12 protein-coding genes and 2 riboswitches are annotated in these 14701 nt (G+C 72.0%); of the genes, 7 read left to right on the top strand and 5 right to left on the bottom strand.

Features of this window, described 5'->3' with window-relative positions; all coding sequences use genetic code 11:
* Window positions 1-12: 12 nt before the first annotated feature.
* Window positions 13-714, bottom strand: a complete 702-nt coding sequence (locus ACFZDJ_RS03465) for an SCO2322 family protein (protein WP_391055778.1) — start codon at window positions 712-714, stop codon at window positions 13-15.
* Window positions 711-1946 carry a prenyltransferase/squalene oxidase repeat-containing protein gene (locus tag ACFZDJ_RS03460; protein WP_391055775.1) on the bottom strand — a complete coding sequence of 412 codons (1236 nt, stop codon included), beginning with the start codon at window positions 1944-1946 and terminating at the stop codon, window positions 711-713. Before ACFZDJ_RS03460 ends, ACFZDJ_RS03465 begins: the two co-directional genes overlap by 4 nt.
* Before the next feature lie 111 nt (window positions 1947-2057).
* A riboswitch (cobalamin riboswitch) is annotated at window positions 2058-2187 on the bottom strand.
* Window positions 2188-2423: 236 nt separating this feature from the next.
* Between ACFZDJ_RS03460 and ACFZDJ_RS03455 the strand changes: the two genes are divergently transcribed.
* Window positions 2424-3590 carry a M48 family metalloprotease gene (locus tag ACFZDJ_RS03455; RefSeq protein ID WP_391055772.1) on the top strand — a complete coding sequence of 389 codons (1167 nt, stop codon included), beginning with the start codon at window positions 2424-2426 and terminating at the stop codon, window positions 3588-3590.
* 12 nt (window positions 3591-3602) lie between these two features.
* On the opposite strand, the gene ACFZDJ_RS03450 is transcribed toward ACFZDJ_RS03455, so the two are convergent.
* The gene (locus ACFZDJ_RS03450; RefSeq protein WP_391055770.1) at window positions 3603-4712 is read right to left on the bottom strand and encodes a SpoIIE family protein phosphatase; all 1110 of its coding nucleotides are present in this window, start codon (window positions 4710-4712) and stop codon (window positions 3603-3605) included.
* Window positions 4713-4871: 159 nt separating this feature from the next.
* On the opposite strand from ACFZDJ_RS03450, the gene ACFZDJ_RS03445 reads away from it, so the two are divergent.
* Entirely contained in the window at window positions 4872-6965 is a 2094-nt protein-coding gene (locus ACFZDJ_RS03445; RefSeq protein WP_391055767.1) for an NB-ARC domain-containing protein, read from the top strand.
* 210 nt (window positions 6966-7175) lie between these two features.
* Here the strand turns inward: ACFZDJ_RS03445 and ACFZDJ_RS03440 are convergent, their stop codons facing one another.
* On the bottom strand, window positions 7176-8213 hold the full coding sequence (locus ACFZDJ_RS03440) for an MBL fold metallo-hydrolase (protein WP_391055765.1): 1038 nt from the start codon (window positions 8211-8213) through the stop codon (window positions 7176-7178).
* A 181-nt stretch (window positions 8214-8394) separates the two neighbouring features.
* Here ACFZDJ_RS03440 and ACFZDJ_RS03435 point away from each other — a divergent pair, with 181 nt between their 5' ends.
* Entirely contained in the window at window positions 8395-9852 is a 1458-nt protein-coding gene (locus ACFZDJ_RS03435; protein WP_391055763.1) for an aldehyde dehydrogenase family protein, read from the top strand.
* Window positions 9853-9854: 2 nt separating this feature from the next.
* Window positions 9855-10088, top strand: coding sequence for a ferredoxin (locus ACFZDJ_RS03430; protein ID WP_054230941.1), 234 nt, complete (start codon window positions 9855-9857; stop codon window positions 10086-10088).
* Window positions 10089-10191: 103 nt separating this feature from the next.
* Window positions 10192-10367, top strand: a riboswitch (TPP riboswitch).
* Between the two features lie 23 nt (window positions 10368-10390).
* Here ACFZDJ_RS03430 and ACFZDJ_RS03425 read toward each other — a convergent pair.
* Window positions 10391-11050: a TetR family transcriptional regulator gene (locus ACFZDJ_RS03425; protein WP_390927821.1), complete on the bottom strand. Its 660-nt coding sequence runs from the start codon at window positions 11048-11050 to the stop codon at window positions 10391-10393.
* A gap of 250 nt (window positions 11051-11300) precedes the next feature.
* Between ACFZDJ_RS03425 and ACFZDJ_RS03420 the strand changes: the two genes are divergently transcribed.
* Genes ACFZDJ_RS03420 through ACFZDJ_RS03410 form a run of 3 tightly spaced genes read left to right on the top strand, consistent with a single transcriptional unit; the run spans window position 11301 to window position 14691 of the window.
* Window positions 11301-12878 (top strand): glycosyltransferase, encoded by a 1578-nt coding sequence (locus ACFZDJ_RS03420; protein ID WP_391055761.1) that lies wholly within the window; start codon window positions 11301-11303, stop codon window positions 12876-12878.
* Window positions 12872-13618, top strand: a complete 747-nt coding sequence (locus ACFZDJ_RS03415; protein WP_054230938.1) for a class I SAM-dependent methyltransferase — start codon at window positions 12872-12874, stop codon at window positions 13616-13618. The genes ACFZDJ_RS03420 and ACFZDJ_RS03415 overlap by 7 nt, the downstream gene beginning before the upstream one ends.
* Window positions 13615-14691, top strand: coding sequence for a prenyltransferase (locus ACFZDJ_RS03410; protein ID WP_391055759.1), 1077 nt, complete (start codon window positions 13615-13617; stop codon window positions 14689-14691). Before ACFZDJ_RS03415 ends, ACFZDJ_RS03410 begins: the two co-directional genes overlap by 4 nt.
* Window positions 14692-14701 lie beyond the last annotated feature (10 nt).

The following is a 14701-nucleotide window of genomic DNA, read 5'->3' as shown; positions in this document are numbered from 1 at the left end:
CGGTCGCCGTACTCAGGGCCGGCGGCGGCGGGTCTGCCAGACCGCCGCCCCGCCGAGCGCGGCGACCGCGACGACTCCCGCGAGCAGGCCCAGCGACGGGCCGTGCCGGTCCGGCTCGGACTTGGCGTCGGCCTTGGCGTTGTCCTTGGCGTTGTCCTTGGCGTTGTCCTTGGCGTTGGCTTTCGAGGTGGCGGAAGGCGCAGTGTGTGACGTCGCGACCTGGTCGCCGCAGCCCGTTCCGGGGTAGCCCGCGATGGCGCACAGGAGGGCGTTGGTGTCGTACCGGAGGGGCTTGGCGACCGTCGCGAGCGCCTCGGCCGTGGTCGCGTCGGCGGGGACGCGGGCACAGACCGTCCGCGGAGCGGGCGGCGTCTCGCCGCCCGGGGCGTCCGCGGTCGTGCCGGAGTCGATGACGAGGGCCACCCGCTTGTGGCCCGCCTGGGCGGGCGTCTTCGCGCAGATGGACGCGAAGTCGGCGTCGCCGCGCGGCTTGGAGGCGTCCTGCGAGTCCGCGCTCACCGCGAATCGGAAGCCCTGTACGTCGCCGTCGGACGGCCGCGCGGTCGACGGGCCCTGCGTCGCGTACGTCCACTTCCCGCCGGTCAGGTCCCAGAACGACCAGTAGCGGTAGCCGACGGCCTGGGCCTGTCCCGCGCCGCCGAGTACGAGCAGGAGCAGGGACAGGACCAGTGCGCACGTCCGACGGCGGCTCACGGCTGCTGCTTCTTGTTCCGGGCGCTGATCAGGAAGCCGATGCCGATGCCGCCGACGAGACCGACGCCGATGATCCACCAGACGCTGACGCCGCTGTCGTCCTTCTTCTTCGCGGCTTCCGCGGCGGACGCGGAGGCCGTGGGCTCGGCCGGGAGGGACGCGGGCGCGGGGCCGGTGGCGTTGAGCTGCTTGACGAGGTCCCGGCCGCCGAAGTCGCGCGGGTCGAACGTCGCCGCGTCGGCGGCGAGGACGAGCTGCGCGTACGCGGCGGGTCCGCTCTGCTCGGCCCACTGCGCGGAGTGGGCCTCCAGCCAGCGCATCGCGTCGGCCGCCTTGTCGCCGTGCCCGGCGGTCGCGAGCGCGACGACCGCGTCCGCCGTGTTGCCGTAGTCGGGCTGGTTCTTGGCGCCGGGCATCACCGACGTGAGGTGCTGGTCCTTGGCGAGTGCCTTGACGAGGTACGCGGCGCCGTTCCGGGCCGTCTGTTCGGCGCTGGTGGCGGCCTTGCAGGAGAGGGGGTCGGCCACGGGCTTCAGGGGCTCACCGGCGAGGCCCTTGCCCAGGGCTCCGACCACGGCCGCCGCCGTCGCGTCCGCGTTGGCCGCGAGCTTGCCCTTCTTGTCCGGCTGGTAGGCGAACGCGCCCCCGTCGGCCCCGCCGCACGGGATCGACAGCTTCGAGAGTGCGTCGTACGGCGACTTGCCGCCCTTGGAGACATCGTTCGGCTTCTTGCCCACCGCCGCCAGCGCCCCGATCACCACGGACGTGGAGTTCGCGTCGCTCGCGCCGCCCGCGGTGTAGCCCCAGCCGCCGTCCTTGTTCTGTACGGACTCCAACCATGCGACGGCCTTGCCCGTCTCGCCGCCGTGGCCGCCGAGCGCGGCGAGGGCCTGCACGGCCGCCGAGGTGCTGTTGGTGTCGACCATCGTCTTGGCGTCGCACTTCGCCGACGCGTCGGCGCGGTACGCCGCGAACGCCCCGTTCGCGCACTGCTGCCCGGCCAGCCAGTCGACGGCCTTCGCCGCGGGCTTCACACCGACGGTGTGCTGGGCGAGCAGCGCGAGGGACTGCCGCCAGACACCGTCGTAGGTGGGGTCGGTGGTGCCGTAGAGGCCGGAGGGTATCGCCGGGGCAGGCGAAGGCGAGGCGCCTTCGGCCACGGCGGCCGGGGCCAGGGCCGTACCGATCACTACGGTGGCGGCCAGTACCGCGGCGCTGCGGCGAACAATCATGACTCTCCCTGCGGAAGCCGGGCAGCACCGGGCGCAGGCTTGGCCCCGAGCGGCTCCGGCCCCGTATCCCTCGACGGTGCCGGCCACCGACGGGCTGCCGGTGGCACGAGCCGGTCACGTCCCGGACGAGGCGATCCGGCTTGCCACGTTTGTGGGTGGCTCACGGTTGCGGGTCAGCGCCGGAATTGCACCGGCTTCTCCGCGTACGGGTGTGATGACGACCTGCTTACTGTACCGGCCCGTAGGAATCGCCTGAGGAGTGGCTGCGAGCGCCGACTCGCGGGCCTATGCTGCGCTCTCGATGTGCTCTGTTCGAACACGTCGACATTCGCCGGTCCCTGGGGGGAACCGGGGTCCAGGGGGGACACGAAGATGCGCGGCACTGTGGACGAGAAAGCTCAGTCGTGCCCGGAATGCAGCACTGAGGTGCGCACCGACCCGCGGTTCACGGCGTGGTGTGCGGCCTGCGGATGGAATGTGGATCCCGGCGAGCCGGAAGAGAGATCGGGGCGGCTGGAGGGACTGCGGCGGTCGCTGGCCCGACAGCACGGGGAGGCACTGCTGGCCGAGGTGTCGGCCGACGGCGATCCGCGTCCGCGCCGCGATACGGCCGCTGTCCTGGCGTACGCCGTCGCGCTGGCCATCCACGGCGCCACGATCGCCCTGCTCGGAACGGGGATCCTGCTGGTGATACTCGGCTGGGGCACCGCTCTGCCGGTGGTCGGAGTGATCCTTCTGCTGCTGGCCTGGCTCCTTCGGCCCCGCTTCGGACGGCTGCCGGACGACGCGCCCGTGCTGCACCGGGCCGAGGCGCCCCAGCTGTTCGCCCTGGTCGACGAGATCGCCTCCGTCGTCGGTACGACCGGGGTCCACGCCATCGCCCTGACGACCGACGTCAACGCGAGCGTGACCACCTACGGAGTGCGCCGACGTCGCCTGCTGACCATCGGGCTCGGACTCTGGGAGATCACCACCCCGCAACAGCGGATCGCGCTGCTCGGACACGAACTCGGTCACTACGCCAACGGGGACACCCGGCAGGGACTGGTCATCGCCAACGCGCTCCAGTCCCTCGCCACATGGCGCTACCTGATGCGCCCGATCTCTCACCCCACCGTCCCCGAGATGGCGCTCAACGTGCTCTATCTGCTGCCCTACGGAGCCGCCCAGGGCCTGCTGATGCTGCTCGACCAGCTGACGATGCGCGCGAAGCAGCGCGCCGAGTACCTGGCCGACGCCGCCGCGGCCCGGGCCGGTTCCAGCGAAGCCGCCGTGGCACTCATGGACCGCCTCCTCGTGACCGACTCGGCGGAGACCCTGCTGCTCCGCATGTCCAACGTCGGCCAGGTGATCCGGGCCCAGGACGCGGAGCGTCGCGAGCCGTGGCGCGATCTGTGGGACCAGTTGGCCGCTCACGTGGACTCGATCCCCGAGCACGAGTACGAGCGCCAGCGCCGCGTCGGAATCCTGCGCGGACACAGCGTCGACTCCACCCACCCACCGACGCACCTGCGCCGGGCCTGCCTGCTCGCCAGGCCCGCCGTGGCCGCCGCGGTGGTCACGGACGACGAACGACAGCACGCCCTCGACACCGAACTGGCCCCGTCCCGAGCCCGCCTCGCCCGCCACGTACTCGCCCGGTAGTAGTTCCGTCGGTCACGGCACGGGTGCCGGAATCGTTGCCTCCGTGGGCTGGCACAGGACCAGGGCGAGATCGTCGGCGAGGGCGGTGCCGGTGTGGGCGAGCAGGCGGGCGTGCAGGGACCGCAGAGCCTCGTCGGGGAGCGGCTCGCGCAGGGCGAGCGTCGCCTCGCCGAGGAGGGGGAACGGGGCGCCCTGCGGGTCACGGGCCTCGGTGAGGCCGTCGGTGTAGAGGAGCAGCCGGTCGCCGGGCTGGAGCCGTACGCGGTACTGGCGCGGGTCGGGACCGAGGCCCAACGGCGGGGTGGGGACGAGGGGTTCGAGGAGTTCGATGCGGTGGCCGGAGCGCAGCGGGGGCGGATGGCCGCAGTTGACGAGCCGCACCTCGCCGGGCGCGAACTCGGCGAGCACCGCGGTGACGAAGTCCTCGGGGCCCAGCTCGGGGGTCAGGCGGGCGTCGAGCTCGGCGGTGAGGGTCACCAGGTCCGGTGCGGTGTAGGCGAGTTCACGGAAGGCCGTGATGGTGTCGGCGGTCAGCCGGAGCCCGTCGACGCCGTGGCCGCGTACGTCACCGACGAGGACCCGCAGGCCGTACGGCGTCACCGCGACGTCGTACAGGTCGCCACCGACGGTCGATTCGTGGGAGGCGCTGTGGTACCGGGTACAGACCCGGGTGCCGTCGAAGGTGCGGGAGATGGGCCGCAGGATCGCCGTCTGGGTGACCCGGGCCACCTCGCGGGCCCGCGCCAGCCGGTCGCGGAGGCGGTCGCGCTGCCGGGCCGCGTACACGGTGAGCGCGCAGCCGACGAGGAGCCCGCCCCAGCGGATGCCGAAGCCGGTGCTCGGCACCGCGTCGTTGCCGATCCCCATGGCCAGGCCCAGGACCGCCGACCAGCAGCACACCAGCACGGTGTGCCGGACGCCGAGCCGGGCGCTGGCCAGCAGCGGGCCGATGAGCAGCAGGGTGATGAGCGGCGGTACCTGGTCGAAGAGCAGATCCGGCACGGCGATCAGCAGACAGGTGACGAGCGGCGCGAGCAGCGCCCGCCGCTCCCGCTGTTCTTGACGTCCTCGGTCTTCTTGGTGTTCCCGGCGATCTCGCCGCCCCTGCTCCTTCGTGCCCATCACCCGACGATCTCCGAACATCGACCGCCGCACCCTCACCAACAGGGAGTTGATCGCATCTCGTCGAAAGGTGCCCGGAACTGTCGTAGTGCCGACGCTCTTCTGTCCGAGTTCTCGGACAGCCGCCGGAGCCGGTGTGATCCGTCCAGACTGGTTGTTGTGTCCGACAAAACGACCGAGCCGACGCATCCGACCGGCGGCGGGCCCGGCAATCTGCCGCCCGAGACGCACAGCTTCGTCGGGCGACGGGAGGAACTCCACTGGCTGGAGACGGAGCTGGACCCCTCGATGGGCACATACCGGCTCCTGAGCCTCGTCGGCGTCGGCGGAGTCGGCAAGACCCGGCTCGCCCTGCGCGCCCTGGGCCGGGTCCAGGAGGCCTACCCCGACGGCGTCTGGCTGGTGGAACTCTCCCCCCTGCACACCGCGGGCCTGGTCGGCCTCGCCGTCGTGGAGGCGCTGCGGCTCGCCGACCAGTCCACCGGCCCCGTCACCGAGGTGGTGGCCGAATGGGCGGAAGACAAACGGCTGTTGCTGGTGCTCGACTCCTGCGAACACGTCCTCGCGGAGTGCGCCGCACTCGTCGAGACCCTGCTGCCCGCCCTCCCCGGCCTGCGCGTCCTCGTCACCAGCCGCGAACCGCTCGGACTGCCCGGCGAACTCGTGCTGACCCTGGACCCGCTGCCGATCGCCGACGACGCGGTCACCCTGTTCGCCGACCGTGCCACCACCACCGGGTTCACCCTCGACGACATCAACCGCCCCACCGTGGAGGCCGTCTGCCGCCGCCTCGACGGCATCCCGCTCGCTCTCGAACTCGCCGCCGCCCGACTGTCCGAACTGTCCCTGGCCCAGCTCCACGGCCGGCTCGGCGAACGCCTGCCGTCCCGGCTCGACCTGCTCAGCGCCCCGCGCGACGGCGCCGGACCGCCACGCCACCAGACACTGCGCACGGCGATCGGCTGGAGCCACGAACTGTGCGCACCGCTGGAGCGGCTGCTGTGGGCGCGGCTCTCGGTGTTCGCGGGCGGCTTCTGTGTGCGCGCCGCCGAGGAGATCTGCGCGGGCGGCCCGCTGCCCGCCGGGCGGATCGCCGCACTGCTCGCCCGGCTCGTCGAGCAGTCCATCGTGCAGCGCCACCGCACCGACCCCGCCCGCTTCCGACTCCTCGACACCGTCAGGGAGTTCGGCGCCGACTGGCTGCGCGCCCTCGGCGAGGAACACGCCGTACGGCTGCGCCACCGCGACCACTTCCGACGGCTGGTCCGCCAGGGATGGACCGAGTGGAACACCGGACGGCAGGTCGCCTGGTGCGAACTCACCCTCACCGAGCACGCCAACCTCCGTGCCGCGATGGACTGCGCGCTCGCCGAACCCGACAGCCGTTTCGTCCTGGAGATGGCGACCGACGTCGGTTTCCTGTGGCGGCACTGCGGCTATCTGCGCGACGCCCAGCACTGCCTGGATCTCGCGCTCGCCGCCCACCCGGGGCCCGGCCCCGACCGGACCCGCGCGCTGTGGGTACGCGGCGCGGTGGCGCTGCTCCAGGGCGATCTGGAGGCCGCGGCCACCTGGGCGGAGCGCTGCACGGACGCGGCGGACGCGCGGGCCGATCCGGCGACCGTGGTGGCCGCCGCGTGCCTCACGGGCAGCCAGTTGGCCCTGAGCGGGCGGCTGGCCGAGGCGATCGACGTGCTGTCCGCCATGCCCCGACTGCCCATCAGGGAGGACGGGTTCGGGGGCGCCCAGCTCCACGTCCGGGTGGTGCTCTCCTTCGCGTACCTGCTGAGGGGCGAGTACGGCCGGTCGCGCGCGGTGGCAGAAGAGGCGCGCGAGGCCAGCGTGGCGTGCGGGGAGTCGTGGGCGGCCGCTTTCGCCGACGTGATCGTGGCGCAGACGGACCTGGCCCGCGGTGACGTCCACGCCGCCGTCGACAACGCCCGCACCGCGCTCGCCGGGCACGGCCTGCTGCACAACACCGTCGGCACGGCCATGGCGCTGGACGTCCTGGCCGCCGCGGTCGTCGCGGCCGGCGACGGCCTGCGCGCCGCCCGGCTCCTCGGCATCGGCGAACGCGTCTGGGAACTCACCGGCCGCGCCCAGATGGACTCGCCCGACCTCCTCGCCACCCGCCGTTCCCACGAACTGCGCATCCGCGCCGAGATCGGCGACAGCGCCTACCGCGCGGCGTACGAGGAGGGGTTCGGGATGCCGTACGAGGAGGGGCTCGACTACGCGGCGCAGGGCCGGTGACGGGGGGTGGGGCCGCCGAACGGCAGGAACAGGGTGCGGGCCGAGAGCAGCCACTGCCCGTCGACCCTGCGGAAGGTGTCCTCTCGGCGAGAAGCTGTTCGAGGGCGGGCTGTTCGAGAGGGTCCATGAGCTGTTGCTGTCAGCCCCGGGCTTGCCGTCACCAACGCATGACAACGCCACGCGAACGCGGTACAGCGGCACGCGAACGCGTTACAGAGCCACGTACGTCACCGGATCACTCCCCGTCACCGCCTCCGCCCGGCCCAGTTTCACCAGGCGGCGCACATGGGCCTCGGCCTCCGACACCGCGATGTTGCGGGAGGTGAAGGGGATCTGGTCCCACGGGCGGTTCCACTCCATGCGCTCGGCGAGCTGCCAGGAGGTGAGCGGGGTCGACAGCAGGGCGAGCAGGCCGGTGAGCCGCTCCTCATGGTGGGCGAGCAACTCCCGTACGCGGCCGGGCGCGTCGGTGAACGCGTGCTGGTGGGCCGGGAGCACCTCGGCCGGGTTCAGCCGGCCGACGCGCTCCAGGGCGTCCAGATAGTCCCCGAGGGGATCGGCGACGGTGGCGTCGTCGGGATCCTCGTACAGGCCGATGTGCGGGGTGATCCGCGGGAGCAGGTGGTCGCCGGAGAAGAGGCGGCCGTTGCCGGGGAGAGCGGCCGGGTGGGTCTCCTCCAGGTGGAGGCAGACGTGGCCGGGCGTGTGGCCCGGGGTCCAGATCGCGCGCAGGCGGCGGCCCGCCAGGTCGAGGAGCTCGCCGGGGACGATCTCACGGTCGGGGAGCGCGGGGGCGAAGGCGGGCAGGCCGGTGGAGAGCCGGGCCGTGCGGGCCTCGCGCAGCAGCGCCACGTGCTCCTCGGGGGCGCCCGAGGACGCCAGCTTGTCCGCCATGTAGGAGAACCAGCGGTCGGGCCGGTTCTCCCGGGTCCGCCGCACGATCGCGGCGTCCAGCGCGTGCATCGCGATCCATGCCCCGGACGCCTCCCGCACCTTGCCCGACAGACCGTGGTGGTCGGGGTGGTGGTGGGTGATGACCACGCCGTGCACCTCGGCGACGGAGACGCCACAGGCGGTGAGCCCGGCGGCGAGGGCGTCCCAGGAGGCCGGGTCGTCCCAGCCGGTGTCGATCAGCACGGGGCCCAGATCGGTGTCGACGAGATGGACCAGCGTCGTGCCGAGCGGGTTGTCCGGGATGGGGACCCTGATCGACCGTACGCCCCCGCCGTGATCGGTCACCTGCGTCATGGATCCCCACCAATCGCCGTGTTCTCGCCACTATAACTAGAACCGATTCCATTGGGTGCTCGAACCAACCGTTCTGTGGGCGGTACGCGCGTCATGAGTCCGGCCCGTGGACTCCGTCGACCGGAGCTGGTATCAGTTCTCATATCTGATGAAGCGTCAGAAACCAGGGAGGCGGTCGGCCATGACCGAGCTCGTGGAGCACGGACAGCTGTTCATAGGCGGGGAGTTGACGGACCCCCTGGGCAAGGACGTGATCGAGGTGATCTCGCCGCACACCGAGGAGGTCATCGGGCGCGTCCCGCGCGCGTCGACCGAGGACGTGGACCGGGCGGTCGCCGTCGCGCGCCGGGCGTTCGACGAAGGACCCTGGCCTCGGATGAGCCTCGACGAGCGGATCGAGGTCGTCACCCGGATCAAGGACGGGATCGCGGTACGGCACGAGGAGATCGCCCGGGTCATCTCCTCCGAGAACGGCTCCCCGTACTCCTGGAGCGTCCTCGCGCAGGCCCTCGGCGCGATGATGGTGTGGGACGCGGCGCTCACGGTCGCGCGGAACTTCACCTACGAGGAGACACGCGACGGCGTCCTCGGGCGGATCCTCGTCCGGCGCGAGCCGGTGGGCGTGGTCGCGGCCGTGGTGCCGTGGAACGTGCCGCAGTTCGTGGCGGCCGCCAAGCTCGCGCCCGCGCTGCTGACCGGCTGCACGGTCGTACTGAAGCCGTCGCCCGAATCGCCCCTGGACGCCTATCTGCTGGGTGAGATCGCGAAGGAGGCCGGGCTGCCGGAGGGCGTCCTGTCGATCCTGCCCGCCGACCGCGAGGTCAGCGAGTACCTGGTCGGACACCCCGGCATCGACAAGGTCTCCTTCACCGGATCGGTCGCGGCCGGCCGGCGCGTGATGGAGGTGGCCTCGCGCAACCTCACCCGTGTGACGCTGGAGCTGGGCGGGAAGTCGGCCGCGGTGGTCCTGCCGGACGCGGACCTCGCCACCGCCGTCCCCGGAATCGTCTCGGCGGCCTGGATGAACAACGGGCAGGCGTGCGTCGCGCAGACCCGGATCCTGCTGCCGCGCTCGCGCTACGACGAGTTCGCGGACGCCTTCGCCGCGGCGGCGGGCGCGCTGGTCGTCGGGGACCCGCTGGACCCGGCCACCCAGGTCGGACCACTGGTCGCCAGGCGCCAGCAGCAGCGCAACCTCGACTACATCCGCATCGGCCAGGAGGAAGGCGCCAAGATCCTCACGGGCGGTGGCCGTCCGCACGGGCTCGACCGGGGCTGGTACGTCGAGCCGACCCTCTTCGGAGACGTCGACAACTCCATGCGGATCGCTCGGGAGGAGATCTTCGGGCCGGTGATCTGCCTCCTCCCCTACGGCGACGAGGACGAGGCCGTGAAGATCGCCAACGACTCCGACTACGGGCTGAGCGGCAGCGTCTGGACGGCGGACGTCGCGCACGGCATCGACGTCGCGCGGCAGGTCCGTACCGGCACGTACTCCGTGAACACCTTCAGCCTCGACATGCTCGGCCCCTTCGGCGGCTACAAGAACTCGGGGCTGGGGCGGGAGTTCGGGCCCGAGGGGTACGGCGAGTTCCTGGAGCACAAGATGATCCACCTGCCGGCCGGCTGGGAGGCCTGAGCATGGGCGACCGCTGGGGGGTCGAGGTCGACCGCTCCGTCTGCATCGGCTCCGCCCAGTGCGTCCACCGCGCCCCGGAGGCCTTCCGGCTCGACACCGCCATGCAGTCGCATCCGGCCGAGGCGGAGACCGACGCCAACGAGAAGATCCTGGAGGCGGCGGAGAGCTGTCCGGTGGAGGCCATCATGATCACGCTGCTGGGCAGCGGGGAGCCGGTGTTTCCACCGGAGGACTGAGACGGGGATCGAGGCCGGGACCGAGGCCGGGCGCGGTCTCGAAAAAAAGTCCTCTTTGAGTGGTTCCATCCGGCCGTGGGCGTTCTATTCTGGTAGTGGCCTACGAGGCGAGTGAGGGAGTTCAACCGGAGTAGCCGACTTTGGCGAGAGGCAGCAACTTCCGCCGGGGCCGACGTCGACGGTCGGGCTGAGAGGCCTGAAGGTAGTAGTCGGACCGGAAGGCGACCTCCATCACCTGATCCGGACCATGCCGGCGAAGGGAACCCGTCTCGTAGGTTTTCGCGTGCCTCCGTGCGCCGACATCATGCCTGGGGCTTCTCGGTCGGCTCCGTCGGCTCCGTCAGGTCGATCAGGCGGCACACCGTCTCGATGTCGATCTTGACCTGGGCGATGGAGGCGCGGCCGGAGAGCCAGGTGATCAGGGCCGAGTGCCAGGTGTGCTCGATGACCCGGACCGCGGAGAGCTGCGCGGGGCTCGGGTCGTCCAGCCCCATCGCGTCCAGGATGATCACCGTGGTCTGCCGGGACACCTGGTCGACCTCGGGGCTCACACTGCGGTCCGCGAAGGTCAGCGCGCGGACCATGGCGTCGGCGAGGTGCGGCTCGCGCTGCAGGGCGCGGAAGGCCCGCATCAGCGTCTCCGCCACCCGCTCCGCCGCCGTGTCCCCGGCCGGCGGCTTCTTGCGGAGGGTGCCGTGCATGTGCTCCAACTGGTCCTGCATGGTGGCGACCAGCAGATGGACCTTCGAGGGGAAGTAGCGGTACAGCGTGCCGAGGGCGACCTGCGAGGACTCCGCGACCTCGCGCATCTGCACCGCGTCGAAGCCGCCCCGGCTGGCCAACTGCGCGCTCGCGTGCAGGATCCGGCGGCGGCGTGCCTCCTGCCGCTCGGTGAGCGGGGGAGAGGCCGGCTGCGCGGCGGGTCGCGCGGACTTGGCTTCCACCTTGACTTCCGCAGGCATGGGTCCCGTTCCGTGGTTCAGCTGGAGGAGCGACGAGACAGCATGGCAGACACTTCCGTGGGTCAGAACACATCCGTCATGTCATCCGTCCCGACGCTTTCGTCGTGGCGCGGATCACCTGATCCACTGCTCACAGAGACGCTACCTGCCGGTAGATTCAGTGCTCCTCGAACGATCAAGTCTGAAACTTGTTCTAGATTAGCGTCCCGGCGTAATCTCGCGGGAAAGTGCAGGGAGAAGGGGGCCGTAAGTGACCGCTGAGGCCATGGAGGCGGGCCCCGGAGCGGGCGCGGCCACCAACGGTGACGGACCGTTGCGCATCGCGCTCCTCACGTACAAGGGGAACCCGTTCTGCGGCGGTCAGGGCGTGTACGTACGGCACCTCTCGCGCGAACTGGCCCGCCTGGGCCACCGGGTCGAGGTCATCGGCTCCCAGCCGTACCCCGTGCTGGACGAGAACCTCCCCGGGCTCAGCCGCAACCTCACCCTCACGGAACTGCCCAGCCTCGACCTGTACCGCCAGCCGGACCCCTTTCGCACCCCGAAGCGCGAGGAGTTCCGCGACTGGATCGACGCGGTCGAGGTCGGCACGATGTGGACCGGCGGCTTCCCCGAACCCCTGACCTTCTCCCTGCGCGCCCGCCGCCATCTGCGCGCCCGGCGCGGGGACTTCGACGTCGTGCACGACAACCAGACGCTCGGGTACGGGCTGCTGGGCGACGTCGGCGCGCCGCTGGTCACCACCATCCACCACCCCATCACCGTCGACCGCCAGTTGGAGCTCGACGCCGCCGAGGGGCGCCGGCGCCGCGCGTCCGTACGCCGCTGGTACGCCTTCACGCGCATGCAGAAGCGGGTCGCGCGCCGTCTGCCGTCCGTGCTCACCGTCTCCGGCAGCTCGCAGCAGGAGATCGTCGACCATCTGGGCGTCGCCCGGGACCGTGTCCACGTCGTGCACATCGGCGCGGACACCGACCTCTTCTCGCCCGATCCGTCCGTGCCGCAGGTACCGGGCCGGATCGTCACCACGTCCAGCGCGGACGTGCCCCTCAAGGGACTCGTCCACCTCGTCGAGGCGCTCGCCAAGGTGCGCACCGAGCACCCCGGCGCGCATCTCGTCGTCGTCGGCAAGCGTGCCGAGGACGGGCCGGTCGCCCAGGCCATAGAGCGGTACGGCCTCGAGCGCGCCGTCGAGTTCGTCAAGGGCATCTCGGACGCGGAGCTCGTCGACCTCGTGCGGTCCGCCGAGGTCGCCTGCGTGCCGTCCCTGTACGAGGGGTTCTCCCTGCCCGCCGCCGAGGCGATGGCCACGGGGACGCCGCTGGTGGCCACCACCGGCGGGGCGATCCCGGAGGTCGCCGGACCCGACGGCGAGACCTGCCTCGCGGTTCCGCCCGGCGACTCGGGGGCGCTGGCCGCCGCGCTGGGCCGGGTGCTGGGCGACCCGGAACTGCGGGTACGGCTCGGCTCCGCCGGACGCGCGCGGGTACTGGACCGCTTCACCTGGGCCCGCGCCGCCGAGGGCACGGTGGCCCACTACCGCGAGGCGATGGCGCTTTCCCACGCTCGGCTTCGCTCGCGCGGGGGGACCCCCGTCGCCCCGACGGCCACTGCGCCGGGCGCCGCCCTGTCGGGCGCTGCCGCGCGGGGGGCCTTCGCGCCGGACGCCCCCGCCCCGGCGGTCGTCGCCACGGTCGGTGCGGGCACTGTTTCCGCCCCCGGCGCCGTCTCCACTCCCGGCCCCGCAGGGACCCCCGGCCCCGTTGATTTCGGCCCGGCCACGGGCGTCACCCCCACCTCCGATCGTGAAAGCAGGGCCACGTGCTGACCGTCGACTTCTCCCGGTTCCCGCTCGCCCCGGGCGACCGCGTACTGGACCTCGGATGCGGTGCCGGCCGGCACGCGTTCGAGTGCTACCGGCGCGGCGCCCAGGTCGTCGCGCTGGACCAGAACGGCGAGGAGATCCGTGAGGTCGCCAAGTGGTTCGCGGCGATGAAGGAGGCGGGCGAGGCCCCGGTCGGCGCCACCGCGACCGCGATGGAGGGCGACGCGCTCGCGCTGCCCTTCCCCGACGCCTCCTTCGACGTCGTGATCATCTCCGAGGTCATGGAGCACATCCCGGACGACAAGGGCGTCCTCGCCGAGATGGTGCGCGTGCTGAAGCCGGGCGGACGCATAGCGATCACCGTGCCGCGCTACGGCCCGGAGAAGGTGTGCTGGACGCTGTCCGACGCGTACCACGAGGTCGAGGGCGGTCACATCCGCATCTACAAGGCGGACGAACTGCTGGGCAAGATGAAGGAGGCCGGGCTCAAGCCGTACGGCACCCATCACGCCCACGCCCTGCACAGCCCCTACTGGTGGCTGAAGTGCGCGTTCGGCGTCGACAACGACAAGGCGCTGCCCGTGCGGGCGTACCACAAGCTGCTGGTCTGGGACATCATGAAGAAGCCGCTGGCCACCCGGGTCGCCGAGAACGCGCTGAACCCGCTGATCGGCAAGAGCTTCGTGGCGTACGCGACCAAGCCCCACCTGCCCCTCGACTCCGCCGCGGTGGACGCTTCGTGACGACTCCGCGCACGCCCCGGACAGAACACCTCGTCCTGCCCGGGGTCCTCACCGCCGAGGAGGCGGCCGCCACGGTGCGGGCCGTCCTCGGGGTGCAGCGACCCGACGGCGCCATACCGTGGTTCCGTGGGCACCACCTCGACCCGTGGGACCACACCGAGGCGGCCATGGCACTGGACGCGGCGGGGGAGCACGAGGCGGCCGAGCGGGCGTACGAGTGGCTGGCCCGGCACCAGAACCAGGACGGTTCCTGGTACGCGGCGTACGCCGACGGGGACGCGGACGACGTCACCGACCGCGGCCGGGAGACCAACTTCTGCGCCTACATCGCGGTCGGCGTCTGGCACCACTACCTCGCCACCGGCGACGACGCCTTCCTCGACCGGATGTGGCCCGCGGTCTACGCGGCCGTGGAGTTCGTGCTGCGCCTCCAGCAGCCCGGCGGTCAGATCGGCTGGAAGCGCGAGGACGACGGCACGGCGGTCGAGGACGGCCTGCTGACCGGGAGTTCGTCCATCCACCACGCGCTGCGCTGCGCGCTCGCCATCGCCGATCAGCGTGAAGAGCCGCAGCCCGACTGGGAGTTGGCGGTCGGTGCGCTGCGGCACGCGATCCGCAGGCACCCCGAGCGGTTCCTCGACAAGGACCGCTACTCGATGGACTGGTACTACCCGGTGCTCGGCGGCGCGTTGACCGGCGCCGAGGCCGAGGCCCGGATAGCGGAGGGCTGGGACCGGTTCGTGGTCCCGGGGCTCGGCGTGCGCTGTGTGGTGCCCAACCCGTGGGTGACCGGCGGCGAGTCGGCCGAACTCGCCCTGGCGCTGTGGGCCGTGGGCGAGTCCGACCGTGCCCTGGAGATCCTCCAGTCCATCCAGCACCTGCGCGACCCGAAGACGGGCCTCTACTGGACGGGCTACGTCTTCGACGCCCGGACGATCTGGCCCGAGGAGCTCACCAGCTGGACGGCCGGCTCGGTCCTGCTCGCCGTCGCCGCGCTCGGCGGCGACGAGGCGACCTGCGCGGTCTTCGGCGGCGAGCGCCTGCCGCTGGGGCTCGACGCGGAGTGCTGCTGAGCCCTGCCGG

Source organism: Streptomyces sp. NPDC007896 (assembly GCF_042959425.1).
Taxonomy (GTDB): domain Bacteria; phylum Actinomycetota; class Actinomycetes; order Streptomycetales; family Streptomycetaceae; genus Streptomyces.
Note: the sequence above shows the minus strand (reverse complement) of the source record. Positions and strands in the feature narration are given on the sequence as shown.

Coding starts and splice junctions, on each gene's coding strand:
- ACFZDJ_RS03460 (WP_391055775.1), bottom strand. CDS start 1,946: ATGATTGTTCGCCGCAGCGCCGCGGTACTGGCCGCCACCGTAGTGATC.
- ACFZDJ_RS03450 (WP_391055770.1), bottom strand. CDS start 4,712: ATGGGCACGAAGGAGCAGGGGCGGCGAGATCGCCGGGAACACCAAGAA.
- ACFZDJ_RS03440 (WP_391055765.1), bottom strand. CDS start 8,213: ATGACGCAGGTGACCGATCACGGCGGGGGCGTACGGTCGATCAGGGTC.
- ACFZDJ_RS03435 (WP_391055763.1), top strand. CDS start 8,395: ATGACCGAGCTCGTGGAGCACGGACAGCTGTTCATAGGCGGGGAGTTG.
- ACFZDJ_RS03430 (WP_054230941.1), top strand. CDS start 9,855: ATGGGCGACCGCTGGGGGGTCGAGGTCGACCGCTCCGTCTGCATCGGC.
- ACFZDJ_RS03425 (WP_390927821.1), bottom strand. CDS start 11,050: ATGCCTGCGGAAGTCAAGGTGGAAGCCAAGTCCGCGCGACCCGCCGCG.